Origin of the sequence: Shinella sp. HY16 (assembly GCF_028534175.1) — a bacterium.
Taxonomy (GTDB): domain Bacteria; phylum Pseudomonadota; class Alphaproteobacteria; order Rhizobiales; family Rhizobiaceae; genus Shinella.
On sequence record NZ_JAHYXL010000001.1, the window covers coordinates 1,492,184 to 1,506,030 of the forward strand.

Below are 13,847 nucleotides of genomic sequence, written 5' to 3' on the forward strand. Positions count from 1 at the left end.
ACAATGGCTGAACAGAAGATTGGCAGCAGAACATTCAAGATGGAAGACCTGCTTGCAACCGAGGCGATCAAGCTTCAGGCGCGCATCATGCGCTTCATAGGTCCGGCGGTGGAGAAGCTGCCGGTCATTTTCGCCGGCCGCGGCACGAAAGCCAGCGACGACCAGCGCGCCGCGTCGGATGCCGCTGCCGTCAAGGCCATTTCGGATGTCTTCGCCAGTGCCGAGCCCGACGCCGTCGCGCAGCTCGTGGCCGACGTCTGCGAGATGGCGCATGTCTCCTACGACGGCCGCAACTATGACCGCATCGTCTTCGACCAGGAGTTTTCGGGCGGAAACCTGAAGGACGTCATTCCAGTCGTCACCTTCGTTCTGCGCGAGGCCCTTGGTGATTTTTTCTCCGCCGCCCTGGCGAGTGGCAACCGCGGGGCGAAGGCAGCGGGCTCACCGAAAGCGAGGTAAAGCGCATCGCGCCGAACCTCAACCTATTCCTGTGGCGGCCGATCCTTGCCGAGCCGCCGCTGTACCTGCCGGGCGACCTAAGGACTTGGGTGACGCTCGCCGATGTCCTCGACTGTCACGAGGGCCTGGACATCAAAGCTGCGTCGGCGGAAAGAGCAAAGCCTTCAGACTAGTTCGGCTTCTTCTGAATGGCTTCGAACTCAACTTCGTAGCAGTCGGTCTCTCCGCGAGGTCGGACGCAGGCGAAACCGGCCATGAGGCTTAGATCTTCTACGAAAACGGATTGCCCCTCTTCCAACAGGGTACAATCGCCGGCCATAACTTTGTCGGTGAAGAACTTGGTGTAGGCCTCTCGATCGCCATCGTGCATGAAGCCCATGCCCTTCTGCAAAGTCTCCCGGTCTTTGCACCCGACCGCGTTATAATTGATCGTCTCCTTTTCCGCCGCGTGCGCTGCGGTAAGAGAGCCGAATACCATCATCGCCAGAGTCAATTTTCGCACGTCACCCCTCCGCATGCCTCAAAAGCGCATGTAATCGAATGCGTGCCACACCCTCAAGTAGCCAAGACCGACCAATGAGCCCGTGACGGCGCCGCGGCGGCTCGTCGGTGGCCTACTGCACATGGAGCCCAAGGCTTTGATTATTGACGAACTTATCGCCATCCTGGGCTATGACGTTCGGGGGGAGGGAGAGCTAGCGCGCTTCAATCGCGGCGTCGACCTGGCAGAGAAAAATGCCCGTCGTGCGTCCCACGCACTTAATGCTATGGGCGTTGCCGTCGGGACCTTCGTCGGCAACATCGCTGCCATGGGCGTTTTGCGCTTGGGCGAAATGCTTGGGAGCCTCCCAGGCGATGTGATTTCGACGGGTCGTGCATTTGAAAAAATGCAGGCGACACTTGAAACGATCGAGGGCAGCGCGGACAAGGCTAAGGCCTCTCTCGACTGGGTTCAAGAGTTCGCGAAGACCACGCCTTATGACCTCACGCAGGTCTCGGAGGCGTTCGTGCGCCTGCGAGCATACGGTCTCGACCCGACTACCGGGGTGCTTGAAAAAGTCGGCAACGCGTCTTCCGCAATGGGCAAGGACCTGATGTCCGGCGTGGAGGCGATTGCCGACGCGGCGCAGGGTGAGAATGAGCGTCTGAAGGAATTCGGCATCCGAGCCTCAGTCGAAGGCAAGAAAATCACGTACTCCTGGCAGCAGAATGGTCAGGAAATGACGAAGACGGTCACCAAAAACGGGACCGAGATCGTCAAGGCATTGATGGAGATTTTCGGTCGTTTCGATGGCGCGATGCAGAAACAGTCCGGAACCCTCGACGGCATGCTCTCCAACCTTGGCGATAGCTGGACCGGTTTCCTGAAGGAAATCTCTGACCGCGGCATCTATGAGGATGTTAAAAGCCGCGTTCGAAGCATCATGGACTCTCTCGCGAACCTGGAGAAGGACGGATCACTCGATCGGTGGGCTGAAAGTATCAGCAAGGGCATGTCTCGGGCTTTGGACTTGGCATGGAGGTTTGCCGAACGCGTTGTTCGCAACGTGGCCACGCTGGGTGAACTTCTTGACGGGTTCGGCGGCAAAGTCGGGGACTTCCTTCGAAGCATTTCCGGGGGCAAGGTTGATCTCGGCAACTGGCAAGCCCTGATGGTTCTACTGGCGGGGCTGTTAGCCTATGTCCGCCCTGTGTGGTTCTGGTTCGCGTTGGCAGCAATCGCGGTAGATGATTTTCTGACCTACCTTCGAGGTGGGGAGTCTTACGTTGGCGATTTCATCAACGCTCTCGGCGAATTTCTCGGCGCGGACCCGGCGCAGGTCGCTGATGTGCTCGGAAAGATCGCAGGTGCTGCCGCAGGCCTATTCGTCGCAGCGATCGGTATTCGTGTTTTTGCGGGAGCGATCAGGAGCTTGGCGGGGGCGCTCGGCCTTATGGCTGCCGGAAAGGTAGCGAAGGGAACTGCTGCGATAGGGGCGGCGGGAGAGGCCGCAGCCGGGAAAAACGGAAAAGGCTCGCGACCAGGCCTCGGGCTGGCAAATCTTTTCGGGCTCTACAATGCTTGGGAGCTAATTCAGGGAATTCCAGGCACCAAAGAAGGCGTCGAAGAATTCTTCAAGTCAAACAAGGAACAGACGGATACCTGGAACAAAAAGTTCGAAGGCAGTCCGTGGCTTCCCCGAAACTGGTTCAAGGACGGCAGAAATACCGCACATCCCTACGCGCAACCGGACGACGGCGGGCGAGCTGCATCGTTGGATGCGTACCTAGATTTTCCGGCTAATCTTCAGCGGAACCTCGCCAAGTTGGGCGACGGTCGAAACGCAGCGGCCGTTACACAGCCGATGACCGATAACCGAGACCAGAGCGTCAGCGTTGGCGGTGTCAACGTTGTCGTCAACGGCGTTGCCAACGCGTCGGCTGCTGTTGGGGCTCAGGTCGGCGCGTCGATTGGCGCCGCCGTCGGCCGCGCTGGCGGAACGCGGTTCGAGAAGGACGATAAGGCATGACGGCTATAGGCTTCAGCCGCGCCATTGGGCCGGTGCCGGTAAACTGCGTGGTTTCGGAGAAGCATCAGAGCGATCTCGAAATCACGGAAATCCCGATCGAGACCGGGGCGCGCATCACCGACCATGCCTTCGTCCTGCCGAAACGGATCGTGCTCGACATCGCCAGCGCCAATGCCGCGGCGTCCTTCAACGCCCTGGTGGCCTTCCAGGAAAGCCGTGTTCCCTTCAGCCTGGTCACCGGGCTGAAGGTCTATTCCAGCATGCTCATCAAGCGCATCGACGCCGACCGGGACAAGGATACCGCGCGCATCCTTCGTTGCACGGCCGAAATCCAGGAGATCATCGTCGTCGGCACGGCCTACACCGAGGATCCGAATGGACGGACCAGCGGCCAGCCGGGCGGCAAGGACAGCACTCGCTCCAGCCTCCTGAGCAAAGAGCGCTCCGGCGACCAGACCACGGCCGACCGCGTGACGAACACGACGCAGCTCGGCGACACGGGCACCAACACCGTCACCGACCAGTCACTTCTCAAACAGGTGTTCGGGGGCCTTGAATGAACGTCTTCAACATCGTCAACGCGGCCGATCAGCAGTTTTCGGCCTTCTTCGACAATCGCCGGGTGACGCTCCGCCTGCGCTACAACAAGGTGCTGGACCGCTGGATGTTCGATCTTTCGATTGATGACGCGCCGGTGCTGAACGGTCGGCGGATCGTCAACGACCGCGATCTTCTGCGCGGCTTCGGGTTCGGTATCGGTGCGCTCGTCGCGTTCTCGCCAGGCAATGCCGAGCCGACCCGCAACGCCCTGCCGGGCGGCAAGGTGAAGCTCTACCAGCTTTCGCCGGCTGAGATGGCTACGGCCGCCTGACATGCTGCAGTACCTCAGAAAAGTGCGCGCCAGTTTCAACGGCGGGCTCACGATCAATCCCGGCGGCATCCAGAAGCACGAGCTGAAAATCGCCTTCGACATCGTCAAGGATGTTTCGAGCTCGGCAAACACGGCCACGATCGAGTTGTGGAACCTGACCGAGAGCCACCGGAACAGCATAGGCAAGGAACTGGACGAAATCACCCTGGAGGCCGGGTATATGCCGCCCGCCGGCATGAACGGGCCGGGCGTCCTGCCTTTCCGTCGCAACGAGGGCGGCGTTTGGGTTGCCGACCAGGCTCCGGTTGCCACCGGCGGCTCCGGCAATGTCGGCATCCTTTTCAAGGGCGCCATCCGCGACGTCGAGCACAAGCGGCAAGGCCCGAATATCGTCACCCGCATCTCCTGCGGCGACGGTGACAAGGCCATTCGCCGGGCGAAGCTGTCCAAGAGCTATCCGAAGGGCACACCGGTCAAGGACGTCGTCGAAGACCTGTACAAGGAGCTGGAGAAGGAAGGCGTCAAGCGCGGGGAATGGAAGTTCCCCGACGACATGAAGCCCGAGTTCAAGCGGCCTTATGCGACCTGTGACCGATGCTATAGGGAACTGGACACGATCGGGCGGGGCCATGGCTTCTACTGGAGCCTGCAGAACCAGACGATGGAGATCGTGCCTGGCAACGGCTATGTCGGCATGGTCGTCGTCATTGCCCCGGAAACGGGCATGATCGACACACCGGCCATCACCGACAATGGCGTGCGCGTCTCCTGCCTTCTGAACCCGGAAATCCGCCCGAACCGCCGCGTGCAGGTGAAGTCACGGTTCCTCGAAATGAACGCCGACGGCGGCATGTACCGCGTCGGGCAGTGCTCCTATCGCGGCGACAACCGTGAGGGCGAATTCACCTGCGAGGTCGTCGGCGAAAGCGTCCGGGGCGGCAAGGTCGATGAGGGCAAGAAATGACGGGTTACACGGGCAAGGTCACGAACCGGGAGCGCGATGTCGTCGCCACCAGGGCGCAATCCGAAGTCGGCGCGATCTGGGGTGAAATGCCGGGTGAGGTGGTCAGCTTCGACGACAAGGCCCAGACAATCACCGTGCAGCCGCTTTACAGACCGAAGTTCAGCGGCGAGCCCGTGGACATGCCGCAGCTCTATGAGGTGCCGGTCCGCTTCCAGCGCGTCGGCGGGTTCGTCATCACCACGCCGATCAAGCCGGGCGACAAGGTCACGCTCCGACCGCAGATGCGCAGCAGCGAGAATTACCATGTCGGCGAGGACTACGAGGCATCTGACGCTCGGACGTTCTCCCTCAGCGACTATGAGGCGTTCCTCGACGGCGGAGAGGCACTGACCGACCCCATCCCGAACTTCAACGCGGACAACATGGAAATCCGGTCGGCCGACGGCAAGTTCGCCATCGAAATGAGCGAGGACGGCAAGTTCCGGATGCGCGGCGCCGAAGGCAACTGGTTCGACCTTCTCGCGTCGCTTGCGGAACTGCTGGCGGCCGACACGCTCCAGATCAAGCACGGGTCGTCCAGCGGCGCGGGCCATGCGCTGCAATTTCAGGCGCAATACGCCGAGATTGCCGGCAAGCTGCGCGGGATGGCCCTATGAGCCGGTTCGCTTTCGCACTCGACCAGGCGACGAATGACCTCTTTCTCGCCGCCGACGGCAATCTCGCCACCGTCACGGATGCCGAAGCCGTCGGACAGCATGCGCGCCAGCGGCTCCAGACCTATGAGCGGGAATGGTTCCTGGACACCTCGGCCGGCGTCCCGTGGCTCGATCAGATCCTCGGCAAGGGATATGACCCGGCGCTCGCCGAGGCCGTGGTCAAAGCTGAGATCCTTGAGACCGATGGCGTGACCGAGATCGAGGGCTTTTCCGTCTCCTTCGAACGCGGTTCCCGCCGGCTGCACATCAAATCCATCGACGTGATGACGATCTACCAGGAGGTGGTTGCGATATGAGCGGAGTGACGCCCACCGGATATGTCCTCAAGACCCCGCAGGAAATCCTCTCTGGCCTGGAAACCAAGATGGAGGCCGTCTTCGGCGAGGGCGTGATCATGACGGCGCAATCGCCGCTCGGTCAGCTTCTCGGGCTCATGACCGATTTCGCGGCGGAGATGGAGGAGCGAAACCAGGGCATCTACCAGTCCTATGACCCGACCCAGGCAGAGGGTGTGAACCTCAACCGGATCGGCAATATCCGCGGCCTGTCGCGCGGCGCGCTCAACGACGCCCGGTTTTCCCGGGTTATCACCAACGAGAACAATCGCGCCATCAATATGGCAGACCGCATTCAGAAGGTCATGGAGGTCGATGGCGTGTCCTGGGTGGCGGTGCGCGAGAACAGCGCGCAGTTCTCGGACTCGTCCGGCATTCCGCCGCACACCATCGCGTTCGCGGTGATCGGTGGCAACGATGCGGATGTGGCGCGGGCGATCTACAACAACACCATCTCGGGCATCGGGCTCTACGGCATGACGACGGTGCCGGTGACAATCGGCGGTTATTGCCGTCAGATCAACTTCATCCGCCCCCATGACATTCCGGTCTATGCCGACCTGACCATTCGTCTCGTGCAGGACGTCTGCTCGTGCGGCCTCACGTCGCCACAGGAGGTCGTCGATTATCTCGATGCTGCGGCAAACGGGGGTTGCGGCCTGATCAACGGCGATCTCATCGACCAGGCGCGCATTGAAGCGCTGCTCGGACCAATCGGCGGTCTCTCCGTCACCAGCGCGCTCGTGGGTATCGATCCGAACGACCTCACGGCCGACGGCCTGCAGTTCGATGTTCTGTCCCGCCCGGTTCTCGTGGCCAAAAACATCAGCGTGCGGTTCTCCTGATGGCGATCGACAAAGCGGCGATGGAAGAGGAGCGGATCAACCGCGTCCTCACCCAATATCGTGAAAGCCCGAACCTGCTCGGCCTCATCCGGGCCGTGCTGTCAGAACTGGCGGATGTCGCCGAGCGCGGCGATGCGATCCAGTCGGCTTTCAACATCGATACGTCGATGGGTGATCAGCTCACCATGATCGGCAAGTGGCTGGGTTGGCCGCGTACGCATTGCCAGGGGAGCCGGGCCAAGGTCTTCGGCTTTGCCTGCGAGGACGATGATTGCAGCGTGGGCTATCCCGTCCTCGGGTTTTGCGAGGGCGCCCGGTTCGCCTGCGATGGCGCGCAGTTCGAGGAGTACACATTCGAGGACGACGAGCTTTACCGGCGGTATCTCAAGGCCCGCGCGGTCGCAATCAACTCGGCACAGACCAACGACTACACCCGCGAAAGCCTTGTGGCAGCGGCAACCGCCATGTTCGGCGAGGAGTGCGTGATCGTGAAGGAGGGAAGGGCGGAAATCATCCTCTGCCTCACTCGCTTCTTCACCCCGGACGAACTCCAGATCCTTCATCTTGCCGAACACGTTCTTCCCATCGCGCCCGGCGTAAAGCTGACCTGGGCACACTGTGACGGTGCCATTTTCGGCTTTGGTGCCGGGTGGGGCGAGATGTGCACCTCGTCCTTCTACAAGATCATCACCGATCCGCTCGAGCGTAAGCCGAAGTCGGGCATTTTCGGTTTCGGCCCGGATTGGTCCGGCTTCTGTACGGGGCGGTTCTATTCCGGTGACCCCGCAGACCTCGAATTCCTCTGATCCCCCTCAAATAGCAGGTGATAATATGACTCTGCCTTTCCCGCAGGAGTGGGCGAACGCGTCGCCCGATCGACGCGCGCCCTCCGCAGCAGAAGTTGCCAATGGTTGGGCTTGCGGCGGCGCTGACCCGAAGCTCTTTGACTGGCTGTTCAATGCGGAACAGGACGCCATCAACAAGATCGCCCGGCAGATCGAGTATGCGGCAACGCAGCTTGGCATGTCGTATGCGCCGACGGACGAGACGATCCTCGACAAGGTCCTGAAGACCTATAAGGATATCATCTCCGAGGACCGCGTGATCAACGTGCCCGGTGATTTTGATGATCCTGCAGACGCGATGGATTATCTATCTCGCTTCCGCATCTCGAATGACGCCACGGTCATCGTGAACGTTGCCGAAGGCGTCTACAATATCGGCACGAAGGTGATTTCTGGCCATCCCGATGGCCTGCGCATCAAGATTATCGGCCCGGCTCTGCCTTCTGGCATGGTGACGGAACCGAACTTTTCGGTCACCGGGTCCGGCGTCGGCAACATTTCCACCGACCGCCTTGTCAATGCGGCGATGCTTCGTACGCGGTTCAAGGCCATCATCGAATCCACCAATGGGGCCGTCGATACCGGGACAGGTGATCTCACGCTTGAGAACCTGTGCTGTATCGGCCTCGGGTCCAACGATGGCATCAAGACCTCGGGCGGCCATATCCGCGGCACCAACGTCGCGGTCCACAACTACCTCAACGGTTATCTGGTAGATCGCGGCGGTATCATCTACGCGCCAGGCTGCACCGCGTCGGGCTGCACGGCTTCCGGCTGGAATGTGACGAACAACGGTACGATCGTCGCCAGCGGCGGCGTGGCATCCGGCAATGCCGACGCGGGCTTCACCGCATCCATCGGAGGCACGGTCATCGCCGACGTTTCGACGGCCAAGGGTAATGGTGGCGCCGGTTCCGCAGGCTATTTCGTGTCGCTCTCGGGGATCATCCAGGCGCGCGCGTCGGTCTCGAAGAATAACGAGGGCTCCGGCTATCTCATCACCAATGACGGCTTCATCCAGGCCCGCGAAAGCCAGTCCCAGAACAACAAGGTCTATGGCTATTCCGTCTTCAACGGCGGGCGCCTCAATGCGGCGGAAAGCAATTCCGGCAGCAACACCAGCGGCGATTATCGCTGCTCGAATTTCGGGGCGATGACGATCACTGGCTATGCCGGCTCCGCTTCGGCGTCTCCGACCGCGAACTCGGTCGGAAACGGCAACTGTTACATCAAAAACTAAGGGTAAGCCCATGAAAATCGTGATGAATGAAGCGGGCGAGGTGATCGGCCGGCACATCGACGCGGCCACCATCGACGCGGGCATGTACCGCGAGTGGGGCTCTGTCCTTGTCGGCATCGTACCGGACAGCAAATTGAAGCAGGACAATATCGGCCGCGATGTCCTGACCGGCTCTGCGATCGACGCCGCCCGGGACCTTGCTCGGCAGATGACGCGGGAGGAGGTGGCCGGCATGCTCGCCGATCTTCGTGAGGACTATCCACAGGAAGAGCGTGACACGTGGCCGTCGAAGGTCATCGAGGCCAATGCCATCCTGGCGGGCGGCTCGGTCGGTGACACGATCTACATTGCCGCCGTTACCGAGGCGACCGGCAGTAGGCCGGAAGCCATCGCGAAATCCGTGATCAAGAAGGCCAAGGTCTACGCCGCCAAGGTGGCCGAGGCGGAAGCCTTTCGCTCCGCACGCTACGTCGCCATCGACGGGGCGAAGAATATCGAGGCGGTCATCGCTGCCGTCGGTGGCTGATCATGGCCTCTTGCACCAATTTCCTCTCCCTGCCGTTCCAATCGAGGCAGGGGCGGGCGCTGGATCGCACCACGGCGCCGCTGCCGGACGGCGCGGTGGCCATGTTCAGCTTCGGCGCGCGCCTCTACATCATCAAGGGCCGGTCCTTCAATAACGCGGACCTCGCCGTCACAGTGCGCTGGGGCGACGAAACGGTCTATCTGGCCTTTGCCGACGGCATCGACACGCGCGGCGGCGATATCCGCCTCGATCTGCCCCCGGGCGTCTTTGACCTCGTCAAGGTCGATCCCTTCGGCGGCGTGGTCCAGAAGAACGTCGTCGTCAAGGACGGCGCGCAGCTGATCCCGCGCTCGGGACAGCCGTTCGTTCAGATCGTCTACGCCTTTCCCGCCGGCCAACTCACAACCGAGGAACTGGAGGACTTTATCGTGCCTCTCAACGTACAGGCCGACTGGTCGGTTACCGATCCGCTCTCGGCCGCCTACATCCAGAACAAGCCGAACTTCATCACGAATGACGACCTCAATCTCATTTTGGCAACCACAATCGGCCCGATCATCGACGAAGCGGTTGAGGAGCAACTGACGCCGGTCGTTGCGAGTGTCGCCGGCGCGGTCGAAGCCGCCGAAGATGCCGCTGCCGCGGCCAATGCAGCCGCCGGCACGGTCACCGACCAGGTGCGCGGCGCACTCTATTTCACACGCTGGATTGCGGGGTAAGCCATGGCCATTTCCAAACCGAGGACGTTCGGACTCGAACTCACCACCGCCGCGCAGCGCATCATGCACGACGCCGTGCCAGCGAGTAAGGTCCGGCATGTCACGATGATCCAATGCACGAGCATCGACGCGGCAAATGAGGCCAACGTCACGGTGCGGTGGCTCCGCTCGGCCGCCGTCAATCCGCTGCTCTCGCAGGCTCCCGTGCCCGTCAAGGACGCTATCCCGGCGATCGTGGGGGCTTTCAGCCTTGAGGCTGGTGATGACCTTGTGGCGCTGGCCTCGGCCGCCGGCGATATCCATGTGACTGTCGTCTACTATGATGAGGATATGTGATGCCTCGTATTCGACACACGGGCGGACATAGCTCGATCTTAACGGCGAAGGCAGCCGGCGGCGCCACCTATGAGGGCGCCGCGTTCCAGCCGCTGACCCTTGTGCCGCGCTTCAATGTTGGTGGTACGGTGGCGAGCCCGCGTGGCCTTTACTTCAAGCCTGACGGAACCAGGTTTTATGTCCTTCGCTCTAGCGACGACACCATTCATGAATTCAGGCTTGCGAAGAAGTGGCGCGTAGACAGTGCGGTATATGTCGGGAGCGCGGTCCTACCGTCGATGGGTACGGTTCGCGGACTTACCTTCAAGCCAGACGGAACTGCGCTCTACGTCACGGACGACACGGCAACCGCCTGGATACGCCAATATTCGCTTTCCACGCCTTGGGATATTTCCACAGTTGCTCATGTTGGCGCGATAGCCGTGAGCGCTCAAGGCACGACGCCAAGCGGGCTTGCTTTCAAGCCTGATGGCTCCAAGTTGATTTGTGTCAACAACAACAATCTTCGCGAGTACACGCTCTCGACGCCTTGGCTGATTTCGTCAGCATCGCATACCGCCAGCAATAGCGCGTTGTCACCAGAATACAGTGTCGCCATAAGTCCTGATGGGACGAAGGCTTTCCATACCCGCGTAGCGGCCAATTCCATTGCCGATTTTTCGTTTGTGACCCCTTGGGTGATGTCGGCGGGGCTGCCCGCCAATCCAACCGTTCTTCTGATCAGTGGTGTCCGCGAATTCCATTACCGGGAGGATGGGAAGGCGCTCTTCGCGATGGACGTCAACGGCTACCTCAACCAGTTCGGAGGCGTCTGATGCTCTACACCCGCAACGGTTCATGGCCGGCCCCTCTGCCTGCCTCCATCACACTGTCCAACGGCTTCATCCGTACCGATACGGCTTCGTTCACGGCCGGCGAGATCGCGGATGCCGGCTATGTGGTCGCGCCCGACGCGCCAGCATATGATCCCGCGACCGAGCATCTTGGATGGGACGGAGCGGCTTGGACGGTGACGGCCTTGCCGCCTCCGACCGAAGAGCAGGTCGATGCCGAACGAGACCGCCGTATCTCCGCCGGCTTCGTTTTCGCCGGGGTGATCTACCAGTCCCGGCCGGAAGACCGCGAGAACATCATGGGTGCCGGAACGGCGGCGCTCGGCGCTATGGTGCAAGGCGCGTTGCCGGGTGATCTCCGCTGGCACGGTGGTGACAGCGATTTCGCATGGATCGCTGCCGACAACAGCCTCAACCCGATGGATGCTCAAACCGTCTACGCCTTCGGCCTCGCAGCCATGGCGCATAAAACGGCGCACATCTTTGCGGCACGCGCGATCAAGGACGCGGACCCGGTTTCGGCGGACTTCGCCGACAACGTATACTGGCCGTAGAGTTGCGAGACCCGGGAACGCCCCCGGGAGCTCAACCGGGTCTCATGCTGGCGGGAAGTGCAGCCAGCCTGTTACTATATCTGCCCAATGCTGGCTTCTGAACAGCACCAAATTTGGTCGTCCCGATGATGTCCCGCGGTTGAGATCCGTCGCAGAAGCGATAGGCGCCGAGACCTGGCATGCTCCAGACTACCAGGCCCCGGCTTGCTCTCGACGGGGGGTATCCGCATAAGCGGGCCGAGAGCGTCCAAAATACGCGCTACCGCTCAACTTTGTTCCACCGAACCTGCAGGCAGCCCATCAAGAACATCCGCATTCTCGCGACGATGCTATCCTTCGAGCGAATTGGCCGTCTGCAATCCTGACAACGAAGCCTCTTCATCGTCATGGTGGTGATGGCGAACGAGACGCCGAGGCGCAAACGACATCTATTATCTGACGAAACCGAGCGCGATGCCGATCGTTGCAGTTTCATGGCTCGGGATTTCGGGCAGAACTTCGAAGTGCTCCGGCTTCATGTTTGCGATATGGAGCTGCCAGGACTTGGCACCTTTGACTTCCGACTTATCTCGGAGGCCATCCTTCTTCTCGATCTCGTTCATCTTCTTGACCTTTTTCAAGGTCGCGATGGAATCTGGGTTCTCATTTCCGACAAGCCAGGGAGCATTGGAGAATTTTGGCATCGGATTAAACGTGCCCCAAAACGCCTTTGCGTCCACGCGGAGTCTGATCTGCTGAAAATTCGTCAGCTCGTTCCAATCTATGCAGACGGATGAAAGATGGCGGACAACTTGCGCCAGCGTTTGATTATCCGCTTTTGCTTTCTCATAGGCGGCTCTTATGCCCGATTTGTCATCCAAAAAGGGGTCGACAGGGCTCCACCATGGTGTTGTCCCCCATTTACTCGTTATCTCGTACTGACTTAACTTGAACAGCTTTGTGCCAGCGGGCACGAGAACTACACGCCAGGACCCCGGCGCGAAACCTGCTTGGTGGCTCTTGGGGAGGCTGTAGAAACTAGCATTCGTATAATGCATGTTGAGCATGTCGCACTCGTTTCGATATCGCCTGCGCTGGATGCGCATTGCCCTGATCGATCTAGGAAGCAACGTTTACAAGCAAAATACAATATTCCTCCTTCAGCACACTCCATGCTGAGCATCCAGTCGCAGGGGGTATAGACAGGCTGATCGTTGAGTTTCCGACCTTTGATGCCCGTCACAGCTGATGCCGCCCTTCCTGGGGCGTAGATTGAAACCCAAAGGACAATATCATGAACCGCAGCGCATTCTATGCGTCGGCGCGCGCTCGCGCGTCCGGCATCTTCGGCACGTCGCTTACTCAGGGTCAGGTTTACGGCTGCGAGGCTGTCTTGAACGAGGCGGAGCGGCGAGGGACACCCCTGAGGCACGCCGCCTACATCCTGGCCACCGACTACCACGAGACCGGCGGCCAGATGCAGCCGGTCAAGGAAACGGTCTATGCCAGCAGCAAGGACCGCGATCCATCTGATGATACGGTCATCAGGCGCCTTGATGAGGCATGGAAGGCCGGGAAGCTCGGCAGCGTCAGAACGCCATACTGGCGGAAGGATGCCGATGACAAATCGTGGTTCGGCCGCGGCCTGGTCCAGATCACGCACAAGGCCAATTACGCCAAGCTCGGCTTGCTGATCGGCGTCGATCTCGTGAAGGACCCGTCGAAGGCGCTGGAGCTTCCGATCGCTGTCCAGATCCTTTTCATCGGCATGGAGCTTGGCAGCTTCACGGGCAAATCCCTGTCCGACTACATCACCGATGGCCGGGCTGACTATGTCGGTGCGCGCCGGATCGTCAACGGCACGGACAAGGCCGAGAAGATTGCCGGATATGCCGTGGCCTTTGAGCGAGCGCTTGTCGCTGCAGGATACAAATCTGCCACCAAAACGGCTTTGCCCGGCGCTGAACGCACTCCAGCGCGGCATATCCCGGCCGCAGACGCGCCCGCCGCCGGAACGGAGCCGCCCGCCAAGATCGAGCAAGGCCCGGTCCCCTCTGGCAACTGGCTTTCGGCTCTCATCGCCGCCCTCGCCAAGCTCCTGAAAGGAAATTAGCC

Annotated in this window: 18 protein-coding genes; 16 read left to right on the forward strand and 2 right to left on the reverse strand. The window is 60.7% G+C overall.

Going from position 1 to position 13,847, the window contains the following annotated elements:
* The first annotated feature begins 3 nt into the window (after window positions 1–3).
* Complete coding sequence (locus K0P03_RS07585; RefSeq protein WP_272789280.1) at window positions 4–459, forward strand: phage tail assembly chaperone; 456 nt, start codon at window positions 4–6, stop codon at window positions 457–459.
* Window positions 460–628: 169 nt separating this feature from the next.
* Here K0P03_RS07585 and K0P03_RS07590 read toward each other — a convergent pair whose 3' ends face one another.
* Window positions 629–961 (reverse strand): hypothetical protein, encoded by a 333-nt coding sequence (locus tag K0P03_RS07590; RefSeq protein WP_272789281.1) that lies wholly within the window; start codon window positions 959–961, stop codon window positions 629–631.
* A gap of 121 nt (window positions 962–1,082) precedes the next feature.
* Between K0P03_RS07590 and K0P03_RS07595 the strand changes: the two genes are divergently transcribed.
* The 14 genes from K0P03_RS07595 to K0P03_RS07660 are packed head-to-tail and all read left to right on the forward strand — an operon-like array spanning window position 1,083 to window position 11,753.
* Window positions 1,083–2,969, forward strand: a complete 1,887-nt coding sequence (locus tag K0P03_RS07595; protein WP_272789282.1) for a tape measure protein — start codon at window positions 1,083–1,085, stop codon at window positions 2,967–2,969.
* Window positions 2,966–3,529 carry a phage baseplate protein gene (locus tag K0P03_RS07600; protein WP_272789283.1) on the forward strand — a complete coding sequence of 188 codons (564 nt, stop codon included), beginning with the start codon at window positions 2,966–2,968 and terminating at the stop codon, window positions 3,527–3,529. Before K0P03_RS07595 ends, K0P03_RS07600 begins: the two co-directional genes overlap by 4 nt.
* Window positions 3,526–3,840, forward strand: a complete 315-nt coding sequence (locus K0P03_RS07605; RefSeq protein ID WP_272789284.1) for a phage baseplate plug family protein — start codon at window positions 3,526–3,528, stop codon at window positions 3,838–3,840. The genes K0P03_RS07600 and K0P03_RS07605 overlap by 4 nt, the downstream gene beginning before the upstream one ends.
* 1 nt (window position 3,841) lies before the next feature.
* Entirely contained in the window at window positions 3,842–4,804 is a 963-nt protein-coding gene (locus tag K0P03_RS07610) for a baseplate hub protein (protein WP_272789285.1), read from the forward strand.
* The gene (locus tag K0P03_RS07615; RefSeq protein WP_272789286.1) at window positions 4,801–5,460 is read left to right on the forward strand and encodes a Gp138 family membrane-puncturing spike protein; all 660 of its coding nucleotides are present in this window, start codon (window positions 4,801–4,803) and stop codon (window positions 5,458–5,460) included. Before K0P03_RS07610 ends, K0P03_RS07615 begins: the two co-directional genes overlap by 4 nt.
* Entirely contained in the window at window positions 5,457–5,816 is a 360-nt protein-coding gene (locus tag K0P03_RS07620) for a hypothetical protein (RefSeq protein WP_272789287.1), read from the forward strand. The genes K0P03_RS07615 and K0P03_RS07620 overlap by 4 nt, the downstream gene beginning before the upstream one ends.
* Window positions 5,813–6,700, forward strand: a complete 888-nt coding sequence (locus tag K0P03_RS07625) for a hypothetical protein (RefSeq protein WP_272789288.1) — start codon at window positions 5,813–5,815, stop codon at window positions 6,698–6,700. The genes K0P03_RS07620 and K0P03_RS07625 overlap by 4 nt, the downstream gene beginning before the upstream one ends.
* A complete protein-coding gene (locus tag K0P03_RS07630; protein ID WP_272789289.1) occupies window positions 6,700–7,506 on the forward strand; it encodes a DUF2612 domain-containing protein in 807 nt (268 codons plus the stop codon). The genes K0P03_RS07625 and K0P03_RS07630 overlap by 1 nt, the downstream gene beginning before the upstream one ends.
* Window positions 7,478–8,785 (forward strand): hypothetical protein, encoded by a 1,308-nt coding sequence (locus tag K0P03_RS07635; RefSeq protein ID WP_272789290.1) that lies wholly within the window; start codon window positions 7,478–7,480, stop codon window positions 8,783–8,785. The genes K0P03_RS07630 and K0P03_RS07635 overlap by 29 nt, the downstream gene beginning before the upstream one ends.
* Window positions 8,786–8,795: 10 nt before the next feature.
* Window positions 8,796–9,311 (forward strand): hypothetical protein, encoded by a 516-nt coding sequence (locus tag K0P03_RS07640; RefSeq protein WP_272789291.1) that lies wholly within the window; start codon window positions 8,796–8,798, stop codon window positions 9,309–9,311.
* A 2-nt stretch (window positions 9,312–9,313) separates the two neighbouring features.
* Window positions 9,314–10,030 (forward strand): hypothetical protein, encoded by a 717-nt coding sequence (locus tag K0P03_RS07645; RefSeq protein WP_272789292.1) that lies wholly within the window; start codon window positions 9,314–9,316, stop codon window positions 10,028–10,030.
* A 3-nt stretch (window positions 10,031–10,033) separates the two neighbouring features.
* Window positions 10,034–10,366: a hypothetical protein gene (locus tag K0P03_RS07650; protein WP_272789293.1), complete on the forward strand. Its 333-nt coding sequence runs from the start codon at window positions 10,034–10,036 to the stop codon at window positions 10,364–10,366.
* Window positions 10,366–11,181 carry a YncE family protein gene (locus tag K0P03_RS07655; protein WP_272789294.1) on the forward strand — a complete coding sequence of 272 codons (816 nt, stop codon included), beginning with the start codon at window positions 10,366–10,368 and terminating at the stop codon, window positions 11,179–11,181. Before K0P03_RS07650 ends, K0P03_RS07655 begins: the two co-directional genes overlap by 1 nt.
* A complete protein-coding gene (locus tag K0P03_RS07660; RefSeq protein WP_272789295.1) occupies window positions 11,181–11,753 on the forward strand; it encodes a DUF4376 domain-containing protein in 573 nt (190 codons plus the stop codon). Before K0P03_RS07655 ends, K0P03_RS07660 begins: the two co-directional genes overlap by 1 nt.
* Before the next feature lie 431 nt (window positions 11,754–12,184).
* Here K0P03_RS07660 and K0P03_RS07665 read toward each other — a convergent pair whose 3' ends face one another.
* Window positions 12,185–12,799, reverse strand: a complete 615-nt coding sequence (locus K0P03_RS07665; RefSeq protein WP_272789296.1) for a hypothetical protein — start codon at window positions 12,797–12,799, stop codon at window positions 12,185–12,187.
* A 227-nt stretch (window positions 12,800–13,026) separates the two neighbouring features.
* On the opposite strand from K0P03_RS07665, the gene K0P03_RS07670 reads away from it, so the two are divergent.
* The gene (locus K0P03_RS07670; protein ID WP_272789297.1) at window positions 13,027–13,845 is read left to right on the forward strand and encodes a hypothetical protein; all 819 of its coding nucleotides are present in this window, start codon (window positions 13,027–13,029) and stop codon (window positions 13,843–13,845) included.
* Window positions 13,846–13,847: the final 2 nt, after the last annotated feature.